This is a genomic window from Thermogemmata fonticola (assembly GCF_013694095.1).
Lineage (GTDB): Bacteria > Planctomycetota > Planctomycetia > Gemmatales > Gemmataceae > Thermogemmata > Thermogemmata fonticola.
Genome location: NZ_JACEFB010000018.1, coordinates 1 through 21,865, shown reverse-complemented (window position 1 = coordinate 21,865; position 21,865 = coordinate 1). Strand labels below are relative to the sequence as shown.

The window sequence follows — 21,865 nt, the reverse complement described above, 5'->3', positions numbered from 1 at the left end:
CTCTCCTTAGGTGGGGTGATCTTGTTCCCAGTGTGAGGAAGTGAGACGGTTCCGTCAAGGGTGGGCTTGCGGGGAAGGCAGAAGAAGCAAGAGGGATGTGCTTCAGAATATTTTGGTGGAAGGTGTGCAAATCGGGTGCTCGGCGGGCGGAGAAGGGCGTATGATGATCGGTATGAGCCGATCCTCTGATGCTGAGTCCGAGCGGGAACCGCCGAAGAAGAAAATTCGCGTGGAGCTGCGCAAGAATCTGTCCCGGCGGCGGCGGGAGAAAGACCTGACGCGGGAGTTCGCCAGCGGGGAGGAGGCGGACGACATTCCCACCAGCGAGCGGGTCCGCGCCAAGGGGGAATTGTCGCGGCGGCGCACGGTGGTTACGGAAGGGACGGGCGAGGGAGAGGCGGCTGCCTTGCCGGCGGTCGATTCGCAGCAGTGCATCCGGGGTCGAGTGTTGCGGGTCCACGGCTTGCTGTCGATCGTCGCGGGGGAGGATGGCCGCACCTACCGCTGTGCCGTCCGCCGCTTGCTCAAAAGTCTGGCGACGGAGGAGCGCCACGTCGTCACCTGCGGCGACGTGGTTTGGCTCCGGCCCGCCCCGGCCAGTGGCGGCGATCCCAACGCCCCGCGTGAAGGACTCATCGAACGCGTGGAACCGCGCCACGGCTTGCTCACCCGGGCCAGCCGGGGACGGGAACATGTCGTCGCGGCCAATGTCGATCAGGCGGCTATCGTACTCTCCCTGATGCAGCCGGAACTCAAACCCCACCTGATCGACCGCTATCTGGCGGCGGCCGCCCTCGGCCAGCTTCAGCCCCTCATCCTCCTCAACAAGGTGGACCTGGTGCCTGAGCCGTCCGTCTATCAGCCCCTCATCGGCTACTACGCCCAGTTGGGCATTCCCGTGCTGCTCACCAGCGCTACCACCGGCTATGGCCTGGAGCACCTGCGGCAGTATCTGCACCAGCGGGTCACCGTCTTCGCGGGGCAATCCGGGGTAGGCAAATCTTCCCTGCTTAATGCTCTCCTGCCGGATTTGCATCTGCCGACGCGCGCGGTCAGTGCCGCTACCGAGAAAGGGCGCCACACCACGACCTACGCTCAGCTTCTCCCCTTGCCCGACGGGGGATGGGTGGTCGATACTCCCGGCGTGCGCCAGCTCCAGCTCTGGAAGATCCAGCGAGAAGAAGTGGAAGGGCTGTTCCTGGAGTTCCGGCCGTTTGTGCCCCTGTGTGCCTTCGCCGATTGCACCCACACCCACGAGACCGGCTGCGCCATCCAGCAGGCCGTCGCTCGCAATCGCATCAGTCCCCGGCGCTACCACTCCTACCTCGGCCTCTTCTACGACCTGCCGGAAGATAAATGGTGAGGGGAGGGGAGTGATGTGTCCTCCCAGAAACCGGCGCTGCGCGTTGCTCCAGAGATGGAATGAAGTTCCCCTATTGATCCAGATCGATCAAGAGACCGGCGGCGCGTGTCAACTCGGATCGCCCGTACTGAAGGTCCTTTTCCTCTGAAGGCGGAAATCCGAGCGGCAGCGGCGCAAATGCGGCGACTTCTCTAAGGCGTCCCAGCCCTCCTCGCCGATCAGATTGCCCTGAAGTTTGAGGGTGGCGAGATTCTGGAGGAAAGGGGACTGAGCCAGCGATTTCGCTCCTTCTGTGCTGAGCCGGTTGTTCCACAAGATCAGGGTTGTGAGTTTTTGGAGGTAGGGCGAGGCGGCGAGGGCCGCTGCTCCCTCATCGCCGATCGCGTTTCCTCCCAGTTCCAGGGTTGTGAGTTTTTGGAGGTGGGGCGAGGCGGCGAGGGCCGCTGCTCCCTCATCGCCGATCGCATTGCCTTGCAGGTTGAGGGTGGTCAGGTTTTGGAGGAGGGCCGATTGGGCCAAGGCGGCTGCCCCGGCGGGTCCAATCCCGGCGTACCCCAGGTTCAGGACCGAGAGGTTCTGCCAGTTCGCCGACTGGGCCAACGCCTCTGCTCCGGCGTCGCCGAGCGGATTGCGGCTCACAATCAGAGTGGCCAGTTGCGGGAACTGAGACGATTGAGCCAAGGCCAAGGCACCCGCCGGACCGATCCGGTTGGAATGGAGATTCAGCACCTTCAGCTTCCCAAGATAAGGGGATTCAGCCAGGGCTTGCACGCCGTAATTGCCCAGGTCGTTATTGCCGAGATGGAGGGCCGAGAGGTTTTGCAGATAGGGCGAGTTGGCCAACGTGGCAGCCCCGGACACGTTGATCCGATTGTCCCAAAGGTTCAGCACCGCCAGGTCCTGGACATAGGGAGAGTGGACCAACAGGGCTACCCCCGCCGCTTCGATCCGCCGTCCGGACAAGTGGAGAGCGGCCACCCCGGAGAGCAGGGCCAGATGCGTCAGCAGATGCTCGCGCGAGTTGACCCGCCAGAGCACCCGCCGCACATCGAGATGCCGCTTGGCGCGCTCCAGCTCTTCGGCTTGCTCGATCTCCACCCCTTCGGCCAGGCCGCCCCAGAATTGCCACTTCAAGCCTTTCGGCAGTCCCTGGAGCCACTCGGCCCGATGCCGTGCGAGCAGTTGCCGTTCGCGCCGTGTGAGAAAGCTGTCGTCTTCCCAGGAAAGTAACTGGTCCCGCAAGTGTTGGACCTGGAGGCGGATGAACTCGGCCCGCGTCGGCGCGCCGGCTTCCTCCAGAGCGTCCGCGAGAATCAGGCGCGGCAGAGGGTCGAAGGGGGATTGGGCGATCTGGCGGAGCAAAGCCTTGACCTCGAAGCCGAAGCGCTGCCACCACGGCTCCACCTTGAGCGGTTCCGGTACTGGACGCTCCCGCATCAAAACCGCCTCCCCGTGCGATCCAACTTCCTTCGGACATTGTATCCCTTTTCCCGATCTTACCGGCGCTCGAATGTGTTCGCCATCTCGGTGGGCGAATCGGCCCGACGGCCCAGGCGGTCCCCTCAACCGATCCCCCCGGCGGGTGCTATGCCGCAGAGCATGGGATGTTCGACCATTTCCTCTTGACACGTCCGCCGCAAAGGTTATAAGCCGCACGCCCCACATTGCGGGCACTCAACGCCGAGGCTCAGCGGGGGTTCCCGGCGTCTTCCCTCTCAGCCCGGTCACTCTTATGGGGGAAAACAGGCGATGCCGCGCTCCATTCCCATTTCGCCCTGGTTCGTCCGCGGAGGATTGGCCCTGGCCCTGTGCCTCGGCCTGGCTCAGAGTCTGCCGCAAGTGCAGGCCCAGGACATTGTGTACAAGCCCATCGATGTGAACCGGCTATTGGTTCGGCCTACCCAGGCTTCGGCTTCGCTGGCGGAGAAGACCATCCAGCTCCTGGGGGCGACCACCGCCCAGGCCGTCGAAAACAACGGCTACGTCAAGACGATCAACAACCTCTTCGGCAAGAAAATTGTGGTGCCGCATACCCAGGCCGGGCCGAGTCCCCTCCCGGCTCCCACCCTGTTTCCCTCCACACGCTATCCGAATTACAACCAGCCGCCTCTTCCAACCTACCAGCGTATTCGACGCTGACGGCCGCCTCTTTCGATTGCCAGTTCGACACTAAAGCCCGATCGGCTAGCATGTTCAACGCTGAGGCTCAGCCTGCCAATATATTCAACGTTGGAGTTACCGATGGAAGCCGGCCTTCGCTGTGCTTGCTTTGGTCCAATTCCCATCTGATGAAAACAGAAACTACGACCCTTGAGGGCGCGGCGGCCCCTGCGGTATGATCGGTAATTGTCGGGAAGGTGCGGGGCGGTTTCGGGAGTGTCCGTGCTCCGAGTCCCTGAAGCGGGACAATACGATGCCGCTCCGAGCGAATCCCTCCGTAGGGGGGGACCAAGCCGTAGGGGAGGCCGAGAGTATGCAGACGAGCCGATCGTGGAACGCACAGCCGGGTCAGGCGAAGGTGTGGCGGCTGGTCATGGTAGCCTTGGGTGGGCTGGCCGGGGTGATGGCCGGAGGGTGGGGCCGTCCGGGTCAGGCGCAGGCCGCAGATGATATGGAAGCGCCACGCTCCCTCTCGGCAGCGCACCGCCTGGAAGCTCAGCCCAGCGGGCAGATCACGGTGGATTCTCGCAACGACGAGGCGGCCGGTGTCGCTGAATTGTTCCGCTTTCCCAAGCCCTACACCTTTCGCTATACCTTGCGGTTGCGGCAGGAGTTGATCTGCTGCGGCGTGCGGATTTACGATCTGACCTTTCCCTCGCCGGTGACCACGGACGTGGTGGAGAACAACACGGTGCATGCGGAGTTGTTCCTGCCACCTGGCGCGGGTCCGTTTCCAGCGGCCATCGTTTTGGACATCATGCAGGGGAATGCGCTGGTATCGCGGGCCAAGGCTTTGTGGCTAGCGCAGCATGGGGTGGCGGGTCTGGTGGTGCACATGGCGTACTACGGGCCGCGCCGCCCGCCGGGAAGCTCCATCCGCCTGATCTCCACCGACCTTCCCCGCACACTCAGCGGCGTCCGGCAGACGGTGTTGGACATCCGCTGTGCGACCGCCTGGCTAGCCAGCCAACCGGTGTTTGATTCCCAGCGGCTCGGTCTGGCCGGGACGAGCCTGGGCAGCCTCATCGGGGCGATCGCGGCCGCCAACGAACCGCGGCTGCAACACGTCTGCCTCCTGCTGGGCGGCGGCGGACTGGTCGATGCCTACGCGGATCATCCCCTGGCGCAGCGCTATCTGCCCTTGATCGAAGCCGCGGGAGGCAAGGCCGCTCTCCGCGCCCTGATCGCCCCAATGGACCCGCTCACTTACGCTCCCCAATTACGACGCAAAAACCTGCTGCTGATCTGCGCGGCTCGCGATGACATCGTGCCACCACGAGCCGGACGGCAACTCTGGGAAGCCACCGGCAAGCCCCGCATCCTCTGGCTCGAAGCCACCCATGTCGGAGCCGCCGCCTATCTGCTGCCCATGTTCCAGGCCATGACCGAGCATCTGCGCGGCGACTCCGTCCGCACCCCCTGAGTTTCGTCCCCCATTGAACCGAGGAGAACCGCGAATCCCTGCTGCTGGTGGAGAACCTCCGACGCGCGCCCCGCCCTCCGTTCCCCGAACACACCCGGCCCCCTGAGGACAAATACCGTCGGACCAATACCGCCTCCCAAACCGAACGAGGAAAACACCCCACGGAGGACGTATCATGGCCGAATATGCCGACCGCGAACATTTCATCCCCCTGCGGGTCCCCGACCTGCTCGATCTGCTCTGTACGGACAGCGGTCCGGGAGGTGTCAATCCACTGACGGCGGAGGAACGCGAGCAATTCCGCGCCTTCGCTGATGCCGCGGCGGCCTGCGTCCACGCCCAGTGCCATGCCCACTTGCAGCGCCTCAAAAACGCCTATGCCCCTTTCGACCCCGATGCCGATACCCGTCCCTTGCGCCAGCTTACTGCCCAGGAACGCGCCCAGGCCTGCCAGTCCTTGATGGCGGACATCATCCACCTGATGGAGCGGGCCAATTACATCCGCCTGACCCGCCCGGAGCTGGAACAGATCATGCAAGGGGCCAGCGACTGGGGCGTGGATATGGATGTGGAGTGGAATTGCTTTGAGACCCTGGAGGTGTTCATCCGAGGGAAAGGGATCGGTAAGCGGGTCCGCCGCCGCTGGTATCGCCTCTTCCGCCGGGAAACGGTGTCCGTGCCCATCTTCCAGCGGGTCGTCATTGTCCTCAAACAGCGGCCCCACCGCCGCCTCGGCTCTTATGCCGACACCGAAAGCGTCTTCCTCAAACTCTTCAAAGACATCCCCCAGATGGACATCGAGATGCTCCTCCCCGGCACACGGATCAAAATGCCCTGGACGGACCGCTGCAAACTCGGCGGTTCCGCGGCGGGTTCCATCGGCTACGTCGGCTGGAAGCTCAGCGCCGTCCCGCTGACCGGCTTCACCCTCGCCGGCGGCACGGGCCTACTCGGCTTGCTGACCCTCTACACCCCCCTGGCCCTGATCCTCGGCTACGGCTACAAGACCTACGCCAGCTTCCAGACCACCCGGCAAACCTACATGCTCCAGCTTCACCAGAGCCTTTACTATCAGAACCTGGACAACAACGCCGGCGTGTTCCACCGCATGATGGACGAAGCCGAGGAACAGGAATTGCGGGAAATCCTCCTGTCCTACTTCTACCTCTGGCGTTATGCCCGCGCCCCCGGCTGGTCCGCTGCCGAATTGGATGACTACGTCGAACTGGACCTGGAACGGCGCCTCAACATGAAGATCGACTTTGAAATCGACGACGCTCTGGCCAAGCTCCGCCGCCTCGGCCTGGTGGAAATCCGGGAAACCCTCGCAGATGCAGACTCCGCAGCCGAGTTGTCCCTAGCTGCTCCCACAACCCCGGCTTCAGCACCGCCCCGCCGCCTGGAACGCTTCCTCGCCGTCCCCATTGCCACCGCCACGGAAAAACTCCGCCAGTTCGCCGTCAGCAGCGTCTCCATCACCGAGACTGCCGGCCGCATCGCCACCGCCGAGACCGAAACGCTCCCCGAAGCCGAAGAGGTGGGCGCCTAATCCCTGCTTCCCTCCCTTGGCGGAGACTTTTTCCTTTGCGGTTCCTTCCCCTACGGCGACGGCTGAAGAGACTATCCTCCAGTTCCTTCCCATATGCTTGTTTCTAAACGATATGTTCCCTTTGCGGTTCCTTCCCCTACGGCGACGGCTGAAGAGACTATCCTCCAGTTCCTTCCCATATGCTTGTTTCTAAACGATATGTTCCCTTTGCGGTTCCTTCCCCTACGGCGACGGCTGAAGAGGTTGTCCTGGTTCAGTTTCCCCCGATATGTTCATGTTCCCCAACGATTGCCCAGACGGCGGAAGTGTGCCCAAGCGATCGTGGCGGCAGCAGAAAAGTTCCCAAACGATCACGGAGGCAGCAGAAACACGGACCGCGGTGAATCCCTCCTCTCCCGATTCCTCTCTGACTCATCGAAGCGGCGAGGCAGCTTACCAGAGAGGCAGCTTGCCGGAAAGGACAGGAGAAGGCAGGGGCTGCGGGGAAGGATTGGAGGAAACGGGGAGCCGAGCCAGCAAAGACAAAGCCGCCCATACAAACGGAGCAGCCCGTCGCACGAAGTGGGGGAGAGCCATTTCCCCCCTGGGGCAGCGGTTGAGAAGGGCCGCAAGCCGTAAAATGGCAGTAGATTCGGCAAATGTGCTTCCCGACGGGGAAGTCCAGGGGTATGGCGAAAGCGGAAGCCCGACCGCCTCACCAGGGCGGAAGCAGAAGCCCGACAGGGACCACCAGGGAAGCGATCGAGAAGATTCCAACCCGGCAGGCTTGGAAACCAAGAGGATAGAGACCAACGGAATGGGAAACCACTATGCCGCGTGATCCGTATGAAGTGCTCGGCGTGTCGCGCAATGCTACTGCCGAGGAGATTCAGAAGGCGTACCGGAAACTGTCCAAGAAATATCACCCGGACCGCAATCCGGGGGATAAGCAGGCGGAGAATGCCTATAAGGAGGTGCAGGAGGCGTATGAGATTCTGAACGATCCGCAGAAGCGGGCGGCCTACGATCGGTACGGGTTCGCCGGTCCGCCGCCGGGGGGATTCGGCGGCGGGTTTGGCAACGCGGAACAGGTCCATGTTGATCCAGAAATGGCGGAGGAGTTGTTCCGCCGCTTCATGGGCGGCTTCGGTGGCTTTGGCGGCTTCGGCGGCTTCAGCAACCTGGAGGACCTGTTCGGTGGTCCCCGGAGGCGCACCGGAAGCCGGACGCGGGTGCGCGCCACTCCGACTGTGGAACCAGTCGAGACGGAGGTCTCCATCCCCTTCCTAACCGCCGCGCTGGGGGGCACGGTTTCCATCCAGGTGGGCGGGCGGCAGATCGATGTCAAAGTTCCACCAGGGATCGAAGAGGGAAAGAAGTTGCGCGTGCCGGCGGAGGCCACCGGCAGTACGGACGTGCTGCTCAAGGTGCATATCGAACCCCACCCCTATTTCCGCCGGGAAGGGAACGATCTGCTTCTGGATGTGCCCATCAGCATTGCCGAGGCCATCCTGGGCGGAAGCGTCGAGGTTCCCACGCTCACCGGGGAGCGGCTGGAAGTGAAAGTGCAACCCGGCACGTCCAGCGGCAAGCGCGCCCGCATCCGCGGCAAAGGCATTCAGGGCGGGGATTTGTACCTGGTGTTCAAAGTTATGGTGCCGCCGGGGGAAGTCGATGCCCACAGCCGGGAGTTGATCGCCGAGTTCGCCCGACGCAACCCCTACAATCCGCGGGCCAATGTACCTTGGGCCTCGGCCTAATTCCGCTCCGGCGAGGCTGCTCTTCCTGCAACCGCTATGCTCTCGCACTCCATGCTTCCGGATGGCTCTCGGAAGTCGGGGGAAGGCGGCGAACGACCTCCCGATCCGACTCCGCCGCTGCCGATCGAACCGCGTGCGCTGACGACTGCCGGACCGCCACGAGCGGAGGAGGCGGGGCCGATCCAACAGCCGGAGGAGAAGGGACCGATGAAGGGGGGACAGCCGCTCCCACCCAGTGTCGCACCGGAGGGTGGAGGAGCAGGTGAAGCGGTGTCAGGGAGAGGGAACCCGCCGCGCCGTTACACCTTTCCGGCTCACTTGCGCCTCAAGCGGGCCGTGGAGTTTGAGCGCTGTTTCGCCCACAAAGTCTCCACTGCTGACGAGGTGTTGATCGTTTATGGCTATCCGAGCCAACTGCCTTACCCGCGCCTGGGCTGCGTGGTATCCCGCAAGTGGGGCAAGGCGGTGCGCCGCAATCGCCTCAAGCGGCTGCTCCGGGAAGCCTTTCGCCTGTCGCAGCACGAACTGCCCGCCGGTATCGACTACGTGGTTCTGCCCCGTCTCACTGCGGAGGTTCCCTCTCTGGAGGCCATTCGGCGTTCGCTGATGCGTCTGGCCCGCCGCTTGTCCCGCCGGCTCGCGGAGGCTGCCCCGTCTCCTTCCCCGCCAAAACCACCGGCGCAGCAGAAATCGCCGCCCACCCAGGAACCACCCGCCGTTCAGGAACCCCCGATGACTCAGGAAGCACCTGGGGCGCAGGAGCCACCCCCAGTTCAGGAAGCCCTTGGGGTTCAGGAAGCCCTTGGGGTTCAGGAAGCGCCTTTGGCCTCGAACTCGCCCGCGTCCGCTTCCCTTGCGCCGGAGAAACGATCGTGAAACCCTGGCTGGCTTGGCTCGCGGCAGCGGTGCGCTCGACCGGCCATCTTTGCCGGCAGGGGGCGGCTGCTCTGCTCATCGGTCTGGTTCGCCTCTATCAGGGGCTGATCCGGCCGCTACTGCCTCCCAACATGTGCCGCTTCCAGCCGAGTTGCAGCGAGTATTTCATCGCCGCAGTGCGCAAGTACGGTCCGTGGCGGGGCAGTCTCAAGGGTCTGTGGCGGCTCTGCCGCTGCCATCCGTGGGGCGGGAGCGGCTTCGATCCCCCCTGAGGGCGAGGATCACTATCCCCCGTGGCGAGACCTACCATCCCTGATGGTGATGCCTACTATCCCTGGTGGCGAGGCCTACTCTACTTATCCCTGGTGGCGATACTTACGATCCCTAATGGCGAGGTCCGCTGTCTCGGACCCTTTCGGACCGCCGCTTCACCCCTGTCGGCATTGCGACGTTATCTCCGTCATGAATCACCGTTTGTTCACGTCGGAGCCGGTGTTTTATTCACGTCGGAACCGCTGCTTGGTCCACTTTGGAACTAGCACTTTGTCCCCGTTGGAAGCGCTGTTTTGTCCTCCCTCCGTCTCCGATTCGGATAACAGCAGTGTAAGATGCTTTTGCATCACAGCGGTGTAAGATGCAGGCAAAGGCATCCGCCCTCCAGGACTCCGCTCGCCCTCCAGGACTTTGCTCGCCCAGGCTTTGCAGGACGGACGGTATCCATGACGAACAGTGGGGACAACGCAACCGGGCCAGGGGACAGCACCCCGCGCATGGATCGGGAGCAATACGCTACGGCTCAGGCTTTGAGCCGGCGCGGGGGGCGGCGCATCCCCCAGGTGCCGGGCTACACGTTGCAGCGTTTTCTGGGCCGCGGGGCGTATGGCGAGGTCTGGACGGCGATCAGCCGCAACACCGGCCGGCAGGTGGCCATCAAGTTTTTCACCGACCGCGGAGGAGTGGATTGGACCAGTCTGGCGCGGGAAGTGGACAAACTTCGGCATCTGTTCTCTGAGCGTTCCGTGGTGCAACTGTTCGAGATCGGTTGGGAGGCTGACCCGCCGTATTACGTCATGGAGTACATGGAGAACGGCTCGCTGGAGGAGCTGCTCCAGGCGCAGGGGGCGCTGCCGGTGGACCAGGCGGTCGCTTACTTCCGCGAGATCACCGTGGCGTTGATCCAGGCGCATGACAAGGGGATTCTGCACTGCGATTTGAAGCCGGCGAACATTCTGCTGGACCGCGAGCGTCGGCCCCGTCTGGCGGACTTTGGCCAGGCCCGATTGGTGCAGGAAGCCTCGCCGGCTTTAGGCACGCTGTTTTACATGGCCCCGGAACAGGCCGATCTGGAGGCGGTGCCGGATGCCCGCTGGGACGTGTATGCGCTGGGGGCAGTGTTCTACCGCATGCTCACCGGCGTGCCGCCCTACGTCGGCGAGGGTCCGTGGCATGAGGCCCTGCCTCTGTCCCAGCGCCTGGCCGCCTATCGCCAGCATCTGCTGACAGCACCCCCTCCCCGCGGTCACCGCCAGGTGCCGGGCGTGGATGCGGGTCTGGCCGCGATCGTGGAGCGCTGCCTGGCGGTTCAGCCGGAGCAACGCTACCCCAATCCCCAGGCCGTGCTCTCCGCCCTGGACGCCTGGCAACTGCAACGCCTGCGCCGCCCGTTGCTGGCTATCACCGCCGCTGCCTTTGCCAGCCTGCTGCTGATCCTTTCCCTCCTGGGCGCCTATGGGTTCTACACCACGATCACCACCGCGGAACGGGAAGTGGTGCAGCGTGCCCTGGCGGCCAATCATTTCGCGGCTGCGGCGGAAGCCAATCAACTGGCGATGGAGATCGAGCACCGCTGGCGGCTGCTGGAGTTTGAGGCCGCCGATCCGCAACTGCATCAGTGGCTCACCGATGACCGCTTCGCCGAGAATCCCCAGGCCCAAGTGGCGCTGGAGCAGTGGCTCACGGAACGGCGGGCCAAATACAATCGGGATTTCCGCGCCGGTTCCGAAGCCTCGCTGTGGATGGCCCTCGATGCCGACGGCATCCTTCGCGGCGCATCGCCCTCCAGCCGCTTCCGCTTGCACTACTTCGGCTACCGCGACTACTTCACCGGTCTGGGGCACAATCTTCCCGAGGACAGAGCCGGCCCGCCGCAGGCCATCATCACCGCCCCCCACCGCTCCCTGGTGTACCGCCGCCGCAGTACACGCACCTGGACCGTCACCTTCAGTGTCCCGGTCTATGCCATGCCAGATGATCTGGAACCGATCGGCGTGCTGGCGATGTCGGTCGACCTCAAGCAAGACGCAGCCCCGGCGGATACGCCCCGCTTTTCCGTGCTCATCGACCGCCGGCCGGACGAGAAGGAAGGGCGCGCCGGTCTGATCATCCGCCATCCGTACATGACCCGCCTGCCTCCCGACCTGCCGGATGAGAACCTGCCGCTGTACTACGCTCACAACGTGGTCGAAGCCCTGGTCGCCCAGCCGGTGCAGGATGCTCCCGCCCTGGCCTCCCCTTCCGCGGGTGTCTGGTTCGAGTCTTACACCGATCCGGTGGATGATCCGGCTTTCGCGGGAAGCTGGCTGGCGGCGGCGGTGCCGGTCACCATCCTCGCGGATGAAGAGCATCCCCTGGATAGCGGTTTTGTGGTGCTGGTGCAGCAGCGGCGGGACGAAGTCCTGGCCCCAGTGCGGGCCTTGCAATGGCGGCTGGGCTTGGGTGCGGCGGCGGCCCTAGGCCTGCTTGTGCTCCTGTTTGTCGTCTGGACCACGGGGTTGACGGCGTTGTTCCAGCCGGTGCCCTCCTCCCGCTTGGCTCGTTTCTTCCGCCGCTGGCTCGCCCCGCCTCCCTGGCCGGAATCCCTCCACACGCCCACCCCTACGGTCCCTCTGGCCACACCGCGCTCGACATCTCAACCCGCTACCTGGGCCGATAATAAACCATGAGTGTTCCCCCTGCTTGCTTCGCCTGGTCCGCATGTTGGACTTGCGAAGCCGACCGGCGGGCTGCAAAGCAAAGAAAGGCGACGGGATGCGGATGAACCGGCTCGGCCGGCAACATTCCCTGATACCGCTCGGCTCCATAGCCCCATTCGCAGGGGGAGAGCGCCCTGGGATAACACCGGCAGGCGACTGACGATCCCAAGACAACGGAGGGCGGTAAGAAGGAAACAGCGGCAGATGGAAGGAAGGGAAACGGCAGCGGGAATGAGAGGGAAGGGAAGGGGCAGCGGAAATCCCGAAGCGGCGGTTCCGAACGGATCGAACTTTATGCTAATAAAGGATCGCACGGCATGCTGATACTGGTGGCCCAGGGTACGGAACCGACCGAGCACTGGCGGCGTCCCCTCCCGCCGCAAGGCAGCGTCATCCTCGGACGCGCGAGCGGAGCTTGGCCTGTGCCGTGGGAACCATTTCTGTCGCGCCGCCATGCCGAATTGCAGGTGCAAGGGTCCGCGGTTTGTCTCCGCCGGTTGCCTCAAGCGAGGAATCCCGTTTTTCACCGCGGTGCTGAAGTCGAAGAGGCCGTACTGGAGGTGGGGGACAGTTTTGTCATCGGGCGGACCCTCTTCACGCTGGAGGCGGATTCCGAGAAGCCCGGCGAGGCAGCCGACCCCCTGCCGGTCCAGAGCCGCACCATCACGGTGCAGGAGCTGGAAGCGGTTCCCTTTCGGGATGCGCCTCGCCGCCTGGACGTCCTCCGCCGCTTGCCGGAGGTCATCCGCAGCGCCGCCGATGAACGCGAGGGACTGGCCCGCCTGGTGGACCTGCTCCTGGCCGGGATTCGCTCTGCCGAGGCGGCGGCCATCGTTACCACGGAGGCCGTTCTCTTCTGGGACCGGCGGCGTAGCGGCGAGGGGCGCTTCCTGCCCAGCCGGCGGCTGATCCGCCAGGCCCTGCGCGAACAGCGTCAGACGGTGCTGCACCTTTGGCCGCCCGCTGGCTCAGCGTCCTCCTCTTCGCCTCCCTCTCCGTCTGCCCCCGCTGCTTCGGCTGCGGCTTACACTCTGCACGAGAGCTTCGATTGGGCTTTCTGCACACCGTTGCGCCAGGAGAGCGGGCCAGAAAGAGGGTTGTACGTGGCGGGGCGTTTCGCGACGGCAGCCGGCACTCCCTTGCCGTGGCACGAACAGCAACTCCACGAAGACATCAAGTTCGCGGAGCTGGTGGCGGACATCTACGGGGCGCTGCGGCAGGTGCAGCAGTTGCAGGAACGGCAGGGTTTGTTCCGCCGCTTCTTCTCGCCGGCCGTGCTGGAGCTGCTCGGCAGCCGAGCCGCGGGGGAAGCGCTGGAACCGCGTGAGGCGGATGTCACCGTGCTTTTCTGCGATCTGCGGGGTTTCTCCCGCACGGTGGAAGCCGCGGAGGGAAACCTACTGCCAGCCTTGCAACGGGTCAGCGCCGCTCTGGGAATTATGACCCAGGCGATCCTGCGGCATGGGGGAGTCGTGGCGGATTTCCTGGGGGATGCGGCTCTCGGCTTCTGGGGTTGGCCGACACCGCAGCCCGCCCGCATGCGTGATGCTGCCTTGGCCGCCCTGGACATTCACGGGGAGCTGACCGCGAAGAGCCAGGACGAAGGCCACATCCTGCACGGTTTTTGTGCCGGCATCGGGATCGCCTCCGGCCGGGCAGTGGCCGGCGGCATCGGCACGGCGGAGCAAGTCAAAGTCACAGTTTTCGGCCCGCCGGTCAATCTCGCGGCGCGCCTGCAAGACCTGACCCGCCTCCTGCGCGTTCCCATCCTTCTGGACGAGGCCACCGCCACGGCCCTGCGGCAAGGAAGTGAGAGCGGCTCGCTTCTGCGCGTCCGCCGGCTGGCCCGCCTCATCCCCGCAGGGCTGACCCGCCCCCTCACCGTGGCCGAACTGCTTCCCGCCGGTCCGCTGGCCCCCCTGAGCGACAGCGACATCACCACCTACGAACAAGCCCTCGATGCCTTCCTCGCAGGCCACTGGGACGAAGCCTACCGCCTCCTCCATCGCATCCCACCCGACGACCGCGGCAAAGACCTCCTCATGGAAATCATCCTCCAACACAATCGCAAGCCCCCCGCTTCCTGGAGCGGCGCCATCCCCATCTTGCACAAGAGTTAATTCCCCCCACTGCCAGACCATTGGACTGACAGGCCTTCGTCAAACCATTGTCTCGGTCCAGTTCATCGTCCTCCTACGGCTGGAGAGTGTCGAGGAGATGGGAAGGCAGACAAAGAGGACAGGAGGGTAACAAAGAATGGGAAGGCGGCAAGGAGAGGGGGGCTTGTCTCCACCCAACCTGCGGGGAACGGAAGGTGTGGCGGCGCTCCGTCGTGGGAGGAGAGCCAGGAGGGATTTCAGCCGAACCGGCCGGAGAGATAGTCGGCGGTGCGCTTTTCCTTGGGGTGGGCGAACATCTCCGCTGTCGGTCCGTTTTCGATCAGTCGGCCTTCGTAGAAGAAGGCGGTGAAATCGGCGACGCGCATCGCTTGCTGCATGTTGTGGGTCACGATGACGATGGTGTAGTGCTGTTTCAATTGCAGGATCAATTCTTCCACCGCCTGGGTGCTCTTGGGGTCCAGGGCGCTGCATGGTTCATCCATGAGCAGGACTTCGGGCTGAGTGGCCAGGGCACGGGCGATGCACAGCCGTTGCTGCTGGCCGCCGGAGAGCGCCCAAGCGGAGGTGTGGAGGCGATCTTTCACCTCCTCCCACAGGGCGGCCTGGCGCAAGCAGCGCTCGACCAGCTCATCCAGGGCACGGCCCGATCGCCAGCCCGCCATCCGCGGCCCGAACGCCACATTCTCGTAGATCGACTTGGGGAAGGGGTTGGACTTTTGAAACACCATTCCGACGCGCCGCCGCAGCTCCACCACGTCCTGACCCGGAGCGTAAATGTCCTCACCGTCCAGCAGGACTTGTCCCGTGTGTCGTGTTCCTTCAATCAGATCGTTCATCCGGTTGAGCAGGCGCAGCAGGGTGCTTTTGCCGCAGCCGCTCGGCCCGATGAACGCCGTCACCGCGCGGGCCGGTATGGACAGCGTGATGTCATACAACGCCTGGTGCGAACCGTACCAGAAATTGACCCTTTCCAGGCGAAATCGGACCGCCGCGGAGGGCATTCCTGCCACGACGCTCGCTCCCGCTGCCGCGGTCCTTGTTCCCGCCCATGTTCCCAGGGTGACCGGAGGGGCAACTGCGCTCATAGCGGGTCATCCTTATCTCGGGAGTCCCCGTTTTCCTTCTCGGCCCGTCGCTTTCGCTCTCTGTCCAACGTTGAGCATACCGGCAGAACACGGGACTGACGTAAAGGAACGATGAGCTTTTGGTGTAGATTGCCACCGGCGATCTTCACTTATTCTTTGCAGAAATTGCACAGTTTCTCTGCGAGGCGGGCATAGGGTAAAGTCGACGCTTCCCTCCGGCGGTTTCCGGCGCGTCGGAGTGCCGTGGACAGACGGGAAATGCCGCTGGCAGACGAGGAAGAAGGGACGGCTGTCAGCGGGGTTGTGGGTACTGATCCCGCGAAGGGTTACGAGATCATGAGTGGCTGGGTCAACCGCTGGCGGTGGATGCGAGCCGTCCGAAGGGCGGGCATCCGCGGGATGGGCAGGGTTCTGGTCCTCGTGCTGGGAGTGCTCGCAGTTCCGGCGTGCCAACGGCAGGGGGGGAGCGCACCGCTACGGATCAGCGCCGGCGGGGCCACGTTCATTGACCCGCTCATGCAGAAGTGGTCCGCGGAATACCGTCGGCAGCAGGGCGTGGAGATCGACTACGTCGCGAAAGGCTCCGGCTACGGGATCACGAACGTGATCAATCGGAACCTGGCCTTCGGTTGCAGCGACGCTCCAATGAGCCGCAGCGAATGGGAAGGCGCCCGCGCTGCCGGTGGGGAGGTGCTGCATATTCCGTTGACGCTCGGCGCCGTGGCGATTGTTTACCACCTGCCGGAGGTGCCGGAGTTGATCCTTTCCGGGGAAGTGCTAGCGGACATTTACCTGGGACGGATTCAACATTGGGACGATCCCCGCCTGGCAGCGCTCAATCCCCAAGCGAAGCTGCCGCACCTGCCGGTTTTGCCAGTGCGGCGGGCGGAGTCCAGCGGGACCACCTTTATTTTCACAGAGTATCTGAGCAAGCGGAGCCAGAAGTTCGCCGAGGCCGTCGGGGCGAGCAAGAGTCCGAAATGGCCGGTGGAGATTTTGGGCAAGGAAGGGAATGCGGGCATCACCGCTCAAGTGAAGCAGACCGCGGGGAGCATCGGGTATGTGGAACTGGAATATGCGCGCAAGAACCAACTGAGCGTCGCGCGGCTGGTGAATGCGGCGGGCCAAGCGGTAGCCCCGGAGTCCGCGGCGGTAACGGCAGCCGCCCAGGCCGCCCTGCAAGCCCCGAAGAAAGAGGAACCCTATTCCCTCCACCCTCTGGCCTTCTCCTGTACGGATGCTTCCGCTGCGGAAGCCTATCCGATCGTCGGGGTCAGCTACGCTTTGCTGTATCAAAAGCAGCCGGCGGAGTCGGGGCGGGCCATCGTAGCGTTTTTGAAGTGGGCGCTTCAGGAAGGGCAGAGTTATACCGCAGATTTGGGATACGCCCCTTTACCACCGGAGTTGTCCCGCCGCGGAGCGGAACTGCTCGATACCGTCCTGTTCGAGTGATACTGGGAAGCGATGACACCTCCTCCGCCATCAGCGGTCCGCCGTTTTTTCCTCGGCTGGGTCCTGCGGGGACGGCTGAGCAGCGATCGGCTGGTGGCCTTGATTTGCCAGGGCGGTGCTGGGGGAGTGCTGATCTTAGCGGCGGCTCTGATCGCCGTGCTGCTGCATCAGGGCTGGCCGGCGCTGGGGCATCTGGGCCTTTGGAACCTGCTGAGCAGTACCAATTGGGACCCGGAGCGCGGCTCCTATGGGGCCTTGCTGTTCGTGTACGGCAGTTGCGTCACTTCGGCGATTGCCTTGCTGGTGGCGGTGCCGTTGGGAGTGGGGACGGCGGTATATTTGTCGGAGCTGGCCACACCGAGGCGGCGGCGCATCAGTGCCTTCTTTCTGGAACTGTTGGCGGCGATTCCCAGCGTGGTGTTCGGCTTTTGGGCCTTGGAGTTCCTTGCCCGACGGCTGCTCGGACCGCTTTATGCCTGGGCCGGGTGGAAGCAGGCGTCCGGGGAAGGGCTGCTCGCGGCGGGTTTGGTCCTGTCCGTGATGGTGTTGCCGTACATTACGGCCCTGAGTTACGACGCCTGCCGGTCGGTCCCTCTGGCGTTGCGGGAAGGCGCCTTGGCCTTGGGAGCGACGCGGTGGCAGATGATCCGGCACGTGATTCTTCCGGTTGCTCGGCCAGGGATTGTCGCTGCCATCTTGCTCGCCTTGGGCCGGGCCGTGGGCGAGACCATGGCCGTCACGATGGTCATCGGCAATGCCCAGTACTTCAACTTCTCCCTGACGGCGACGGGGGACACGATTCCCAGCCTGATTGCCAAGCAACTGCATGAGACCACGCCGCAGGAACCGCGGCGAGCGGTGCTGATGGCTCTGGGACTGCTCCTGCTGCTGCTGGCGTGGCTGATGAACAGTGCAGGCCGAGCGGTGGTGCGCCACCAGGTAACGGGTCAATCCGCACGCTATGCCTGGTGGCGATTCTGGAAATGGCGGCGGTCTTCCTCGGTTTCCCTCTCGGCTTCCTCCGCTCCCTCATTTCCCACTGCGGAGCCGCCCCCGGATGTCGGACCGCAGCGGCTCTCTGGGGAAAGCATCACGCCGGCCACGTTCCGCCGGGCGGCGAATCGCCGTGGGGCAGCGCGGATCGACCGCATCATGAGCTGGCTGCTCGCCCTCTGCCAGTGGCTGACCATTCTGCCGTTGTTCCTGATTCTGGGGTACATCACGTATCAAGGGGCGGGGGAAGTTTCCTGGGCGGTCTTTACCCACTTGCCGGGGGATGAGCCGCCGGGATTGGCCCACGCCCTGTACGGCAGCGCGATCCTGGTGCTGCTGGCGGCGGCAGTGGCCGTCCCCTGGGGCGTGCTGGTGGCCATCTTCCTGAGCGAATATCCGCAGCATCCGCTCAACGGTCTGGTGCGCCGCGCTGCGGAGTGGCTGACCGCCGTGCCGTCGATCCTGATCGGCGTGTTCGGCTACGTTTTGCTGGTCTCGCCGCCGTGGAGCAGCCGCCCGTGGGGTTACTCGGCGTATGCCGGGGCCTTTGCCCTAGCAGTGATGATGGTGCCGGTGGTGGCCCGTGCGGCGGAAGAAGCGCTGCGTGCGGTGCCGGCGGGACTGCGGGAAGCGGCAGCCGCCTTGGGAGCGACGCGGGCGCAGACTCTGCGGGCTGTGTTGCTTCCGGCGGCCTGGCCGGCCATCCTCACCGGTATCCTGCTCGCGGCCGGACGAATCCTCGGCGAGACGGCCCCCCTCATCCTGACGGCCCGCGGCTCCCAATTCTTCCCCCGTTCCCTGGCCGACCCGACTCCCTCCTTGCCGTTCTACGTGTACGACTTCGCTCAGAAACCCGACGAAGCCTGGCAGCGCCTCGCCTGGGCCGGCGCCTTCATCCTGCTGGTCCTGGTCCTGTGCATCAACGTCACCAGCCGATGGCTGTCCCGTTCCGCGCACAGTGCACGCTGAGGGCTGCCCTGGGTCGGCTCCACACTTCCAGGGCGCGCTGGCGGCCATATCCTTTCCTCCCTCCGAGCCTGCCGCCCCCTTCGTGTTTCGGCGGCGATGGGGAACGCACTTCAGAGGGGGAGCAGAACGCGTCATCCCAAAGGTGGAAAATCGCTGGGGGGCGGGCATCTCGCCTTGACCGCTGCCATGGGGGAAAGCTACTGTGGTGCGTCGAATGCGGCAGGGATCAGGACTTGGCAGGAGGAAGTATGCCACCGCGGGCCGGTAGGAGCGCTGTGAATCACTGGCTGGAGGCCAAATGCGCAAAGGCGTTTTGGTCGCAGCAGGAAACGACGCCGTACCGGCAGCTTCACCGTGACACGCTGGCGTGGGCCGCTCCGCAGGCTGGGGAGCGCTGGCTGGATTTGGGGTGCGGCAGCGGGGCTTTGAGCCGGGGTTTGTGGGAAGCCTCGCGGGGCCAAGTGGCCGAGATCGTGGGGCTGGATTGCGCCGCCGTCAACGCCGAGGCTTACGAACATCTCCGGCGCGTGCTCCACCCTGCGCCCGGTTCCCGCCTCCGCTTCCTGACCCACGATTTCAGCAACGGCCTGGAGATTTTCCCCGATGCCAGCTTTGACCATGCCATCTCCGGCCTGTCCATCAGTTATGCGCAAAGCTGGTCGGAGGCGGAGCAGCGCTGGACAACCCAGGCATATGACCGGCTGCTGCGGGAAGTGTGGCGGGTGCTCAAGCCGGGCGGCCGCTTCGTGTTTTCGGTCAATGTGCCGGAGCCGAAGTGGTGGCGGGTGGCCTTGGCTTCCCTCGGCGATGCCTTCCGCAGTGACAAGCCGCTCCGGTTTCTGCGCCGAAGCTGGCGGATGCTGCGCTATGGCCGATGGCTGAAAGCGGAAGCCCGCCGGGGCCGCTTCCATTATCTGCCAGCCGAGGCGGTCCAAAGCAAGCTGAAGGCGGCCGGCTTCACCGCCGTGGAGTACCGCCGCAGCTACGCCGGTCAGGCTTACGTCTTCCGGGCCGTCAAGGGAAAGGAAGATCGGAACATATCCGGGGACCGCAGCGTATCCTCGGCCTGAAATCGGGGGTGGAGCGATGGCGATCCGAGGCCGGAAGGTGCCGTGGAGCCGCCCGCGCATCTTCGTCAACGATCTGTTGCACTTTGCCCGGCGCGTGCCGTCGATTCCCGTGCAGCGCCTCTGCCGCCTGGCGCCGGTGGTGGCCGCCCGCAGCACTCTGCCTGCCCCTCGGCCCCCCTGGAGCGCTTTGTTCGTCAAAGCCTACGCCCTCGTCGCCGAAGAACTGCCCCCGCTGCGCCGAGCCTATTGTGCCTTCCCCCGGCCGCACCTCGTGGAGTACGACCGCAGCGTGGCCGCTGTGGCTGTGGAACGGGACTGGGAAGACGAAAAGGCCGTCCTGACGATCCGGATCAAGCATCCGGCCCGCCTGCCGCTTTCCGCCATCGCCGAGCGCATTCGCCAGGCTCAGACAGCGCCTCTGGACCAGATCAAGGACTTCCGCCGGACCCTCTGGCTCAGCGGCTTGCCTCGCCCCCTGCGCCGCCTCCTCTGGTGGCTGAGCCTCAATTGCCGCCACTGGCGCGGCAATGTCTGCGGTACCTTCGGCCTGTCCAGCTACTCCGCCCTCGGCGCGGAATCCCTCCATCCGCTCTCCCCGTTGACCGTGACCCTCAATTATGGAGTGATCGACCCGCAAGGATGCGTCCCGGTGCGACTGATCTATGATCACCGCGTCTTCGACGGAGCCACGGCAGCCCGTGCCCTCCAGCGCTTGGAAGAAATGCTAAACACCCGCATCCGCTCAGAACTCCTCGCCTGGCCTGGCAGCGAACCCCTCCCTGCGGCTATCCCAGCTTGACGCCGTCTTGAGGGAAATACCGCCTTCAAAGACGGGAATGGACTTGGCGGACTTCGTGAACTTCGTGAACTTTCCCCTGATCGTCCCACGTTGCCCCAAAATCCAATTCAGTCTCCCCTCCTGAGTCGGTAGCCCCTCGTGTAACTCTCGCGAAAGTCCGTTTCATGAAGTGGGGAAAACTTCTGTCGCCGCGGCAGGGGCGGCGGAGTGGCGAGGGGAACAAATCCCTCCTTCCACGGGTGGACGGCGGGCTAGACCGGACAGCTCGGCAGGCTGGACCGGACAATCCAGGAAACAGGAAGTGGGTGGATAAAGCGCCACTTGCCGCAGAGAGCCGGCGGCTCGGTCGTGGGATTTCAAGGGGTCTCGGCGGCGTCGGGAGGCTAATTGTTTCAAGTTCAGATTTAGGCGGCCTCGGTGGCATCGGGATGCTGATTTTCCCAAGTGAGGATATGATGCATAAGGTCAGGGGGTTCGAGGGGTCGATTGGGGAGGGGCCAGCGGAAGCGTTCGCAGGCGGCCAGTTGGGCGGCCGCTCCTCGATCCGCCGGTTGGGACCAGAGTTGCACGAAGCGGGCGATGGCCCTGGCGCGCCGGCAGAGGCGGCGGACGCAGGACCAGGCTTCGGCTTCGGAGCGAGCGGCATCCGCGAGCAGTTGGGTCCAGTCGGTGAGCCAGTCGATGAGCATCCGCGCCTCGATGTCCCCCAAGCCGCGGGTGAGGGTCTCATCCCGCAGGATGTGCCGCAGTAGCGGTTCGCAGGCCACAGGCATCAGAGCGTGCCTCCCCCTATCTCCCGGCCCAGCTAGCTATCGCGGAGACTTCGGAGGCGGGGCGTCCCAGCGGGCGCCGATCGCAGCATCGACTTCCCCCTCCCGCGGGACGTTCCCGCGCCCCTTCCCTCCTCGCCAGCGGTGTGGAGTTCCTGAGAGTGGCGGGCGTATAGCATCGCCGCGGTTTGGCTGCAAGCGCATTCATGAAGATTCTGGGAATCCGGCGCGTTGGCAGGCTGGCGGAAAGAGTGTAAGCTGAGCACTACCCCAGCGCTGTGGCGCAATTCCCCCAAAAACAGCCCGCCTGGAGGACAGCCATGACCCTTATCCTGCTCACCCTGGCTGGACTGCTCGTGACCACCGCGGCGGCAACGTGGCTGATGCCCTCCTTGTTGCTGCGCCCTATCGGCTGGGTCTTGTGCCGCCTCCTGTATCGCTATCGCGTGGTTGGACAGGAACAGATTCCGCTCCAGGGAGGCGTTCTGCTGGTGGCCAATCACGTCAGTTACATCGACTGGTTAT

General features: G+C 64.5%; 17 protein-coding genes. 14 read left to right on the top strand and 3 right to left on the bottom strand.

The genetic code is table 11. From position 1 onward, the window contains the following. Positions 1-160: 160 nt before the first annotated feature. Positions 161-1,363, top strand: coding sequence for a ribosome small subunit-dependent GTPase A (gene rsgA / locus H0921_RS16325; protein ID WP_228499962.1), 1,203 nt, complete (start codon positions 161-163; stop codon positions 1,361-1,363). A gap of 108 nt (positions 1,364-1,471) precedes the next feature. Here the strand turns inward: rsgA and H0921_RS16320 are convergent, their stop codons facing one another. Further along, the gene (locus H0921_RS16320; protein WP_194539590.1) at positions 1,472-2,800 is read right to left on the bottom strand and encodes a TIGR02996 domain-containing protein; all 1,329 of its coding nucleotides are present in this window, start codon (positions 2,798-2,800) and stop codon (positions 1,472-1,474) included. A gap of 312 nt (positions 2,801-3,112) precedes the next feature. Between H0921_RS16320 and H0921_RS16315 the strand changes: the two genes are divergently transcribed. The 8 genes from H0921_RS16315 to H0921_RS16280 all read left to right on the top strand — a co-directional run bounded on the left by H0921_RS16315 (position 3,113) and on the right by H0921_RS16280 (position 14,202). Beyond that, a complete protein-coding gene (locus tag H0921_RS16315; protein ID WP_194539589.1) occupies positions 3,113-3,502 on the top strand; it encodes a hypothetical protein in 390 nt (129 codons plus the stop codon). Between the two features lie 334 nt (positions 3,503-3,836). Next, entirely contained in the window at positions 3,837-4,946 is a 1,110-nt protein-coding gene (locus H0921_RS16310) for an alpha/beta hydrolase (protein WP_194539588.1), read from the top strand. Between the two features lie 175 nt (positions 4,947-5,121). Then, the gene (locus H0921_RS16305; protein WP_194539587.1) at positions 5,122-6,495 is read left to right on the top strand and encodes a DUF3754 domain-containing protein; all 1,374 of its coding nucleotides are present in this window, start codon (positions 5,122-5,124) and stop codon (positions 6,493-6,495) included. Positions 6,496-7,304: 809 nt separating this feature from the next. Beyond that, entirely contained in the window at positions 7,305-8,234 is a 930-nt protein-coding gene (locus tag H0921_RS16300) for a DnaJ C-terminal domain-containing protein (RefSeq protein ID WP_194539586.1), read from the top strand. 51 nt (positions 8,235-8,285) lie between these two features. Then, on the top strand, positions 8,286-9,110 hold the full coding sequence (gene rnpA / locus H0921_RS16295) for a ribonuclease P protein component (RefSeq protein WP_194539585.1): 825 nt from the start codon (positions 8,286-8,288) through the stop codon (positions 9,108-9,110). Then, positions 9,107-9,382, top strand: a complete 276-nt coding sequence (gene yidD / locus H0921_RS16290) for a membrane protein insertion efficiency factor YidD (RefSeq protein ID WP_390622570.1) — start codon at positions 9,107-9,109, stop codon at positions 9,380-9,382. The genes rnpA and yidD overlap by 4 nt, the downstream gene beginning before the upstream one ends. Positions 9,383-9,829: 447 nt before the next feature. Then, on the top strand, positions 9,830-12,052 hold the full coding sequence (locus H0921_RS16285) for a protein kinase domain-containing protein (protein WP_194539584.1): 2,223 nt from the start codon (positions 9,830-9,832) through the stop codon (positions 12,050-12,052). Between the two features lie 347 nt (positions 12,053-12,399). Beyond that, positions 12,400-14,202 (top strand): adenylate/guanylate cyclase domain-containing protein, encoded by a 1,803-nt coding sequence (locus H0921_RS16280; protein ID WP_194539583.1) that lies wholly within the window; start codon positions 12,400-12,402, stop codon positions 14,200-14,202. 236 nt (positions 14,203-14,438) lie between these two features. On the opposite strand, the gene pstB is transcribed toward H0921_RS16280, so the two are convergent. Beyond that, complete coding sequence (pstB, locus tag H0921_RS16275; protein ID WP_194539625.1) at positions 14,439-15,203, bottom strand: phosphate ABC transporter ATP-binding protein PstB; 765 nt, start codon at positions 15,201-15,203, stop codon at positions 14,439-14,441. 342 nt (positions 15,204-15,545) lie between these two features. Here pstB and pstS point away from each other — a divergent pair, with 342 nt between their 5' ends. The 4 genes from pstS (at position 15,546) to H0921_RS16255 (ending at position 20,570) form a co-directional block, all read left to right on the top strand. Further along, positions 15,546-16,739 (top strand): phosphate ABC transporter substrate-binding protein PstS, encoded by a 1,194-nt coding sequence (gene pstS / locus H0921_RS16270; protein WP_228499960.1) that lies wholly within the window; start codon positions 15,546-15,548, stop codon positions 16,737-16,739. Between the two features lie 12 nt (positions 16,740-16,751). After that, complete coding sequence (pstC, locus tag H0921_RS16265) at positions 16,752-18,701, top strand: phosphate ABC transporter permease subunit PstC (RefSeq protein ID WP_194539582.1); 1,950 nt, start codon at positions 16,752-16,754, stop codon at positions 18,699-18,701. 248 nt (positions 18,702-18,949) lie between these two features. Next, the gene (locus H0921_RS16260) at positions 18,950-19,771 is read left to right on the top strand and encodes a class I SAM-dependent methyltransferase (protein ID WP_194539581.1); all 822 of its coding nucleotides are present in this window, start codon (positions 18,950-18,952) and stop codon (positions 19,769-19,771) included. A 16-nt stretch (positions 19,772-19,787) separates the two neighbouring features. Continuing rightward, on the top strand, positions 19,788-20,570 hold the full coding sequence (locus tag H0921_RS16255; RefSeq protein WP_228499957.1) for a 2-oxo acid dehydrogenase subunit E2: 783 nt from the start codon (positions 19,788-19,790) through the stop codon (positions 20,568-20,570). Positions 20,571-20,974: 404 nt separating this feature from the next. On the opposite strand, the gene H0921_RS16250 is transcribed toward H0921_RS16255, so the two are convergent. Next, entirely contained in the window at positions 20,975-21,343 is a 369-nt protein-coding gene (locus H0921_RS16250) for a hypothetical protein (RefSeq protein WP_194539580.1), read from the bottom strand. A 317-nt stretch (positions 21,344-21,660) separates the two neighbouring features. On the opposite strand from H0921_RS16250, the gene H0921_RS16245 reads away from it, so the two are divergent. After that, positions 21,661-21,865, top strand: a 205-nt coding sequence (locus H0921_RS16245) for a 1-acyl-sn-glycerol-3-phosphate acyltransferase (RefSeq protein WP_194539579.1), incomplete at its 3' end; no start/stop codon positions are given.

Coding starts and splice junctions, on each gene's coding strand:
- rsgA (WP_228499962.1), top strand. CDS start 161: ATGATGATCGGTATGAGCCGATCCTCTGATGCTGAGTCCGAGCGGGAA.
- H0921_RS16320 (WP_194539590.1), bottom strand. CDS start 2,800: ATGCGGGAGCGTCCAGTACCGGAACCGCTCAAGGTGGAGCCGTGGTGG.
- H0921_RS16315 (WP_194539589.1), top strand. CDS start 3,113: ATGCCGCGCTCCATTCCCATTTCGCCCTGGTTCGTCCGCGGAGGATTG.
- H0921_RS16310 (WP_194539588.1), top strand. CDS start 3,837: ATGCAGACGAGCCGATCGTGGAACGCACAGCCGGGTCAGGCGAAGGTG.
- H0921_RS16305 (WP_194539587.1), top strand. CDS start 5,122: ATGGCCGAATATGCCGACCGCGAACATTTCATCCCCCTGCGGGTCCCC.
- H0921_RS16300 (WP_194539586.1), top strand. CDS start 7,305: ATGCCGCGTGATCCGTATGAAGTGCTCGGCGTGTCGCGCAATGCTACT.
- rnpA (WP_194539585.1), top strand. CDS start 8,286: ATGCTTCCGGATGGCTCTCGGAAGTCGGGGGAAGGCGGCGAACGACCT.
- H0921_RS16285 (WP_194539584.1), top strand. CDS start 9,830: ATGACGAACAGTGGGGACAACGCAACCGGGCCAGGGGACAGCACCCCG.
- H0921_RS16280 (WP_194539583.1), top strand. CDS start 12,400: ATGCTGATACTGGTGGCCCAGGGTACGGAACCGACCGAGCACTGGCGG.
- pstB (WP_194539625.1), bottom strand. CDS start 15,203: ATGCCCTCCGCGGCGGTCCGATTTCGCCTGGAAAGGGTCAATTTCTGG.
- pstS (WP_228499960.1), top strand. CDS start 15,546: ATGCCGCTGGCAGACGAGGAAGAAGGGACGGCTGTCAGCGGGGTTGTG.
- pstC (WP_194539582.1), top strand. CDS start 16,752: ATGACACCTCCTCCGCCATCAGCGGTCCGCCGTTTTTTCCTCGGCTGG.
- H0921_RS16260 (WP_194539581.1), top strand. CDS start 18,950: ATGCCACCGCGGGCCGGTAGGAGCGCTGTGAATCACTGGCTGGAGGCC.
- H0921_RS16255 (WP_228499957.1), top strand. CDS start 19,788: ATGGCGATCCGAGGCCGGAAGGTGCCGTGGAGCCGCCCGCGCATCTTC.
- H0921_RS16250 (WP_194539580.1), bottom strand. CDS start 21,343: ATGCCTGTGGCCTGCGAACCGCTACTGCGGCACATCCTGCGGGATGAG.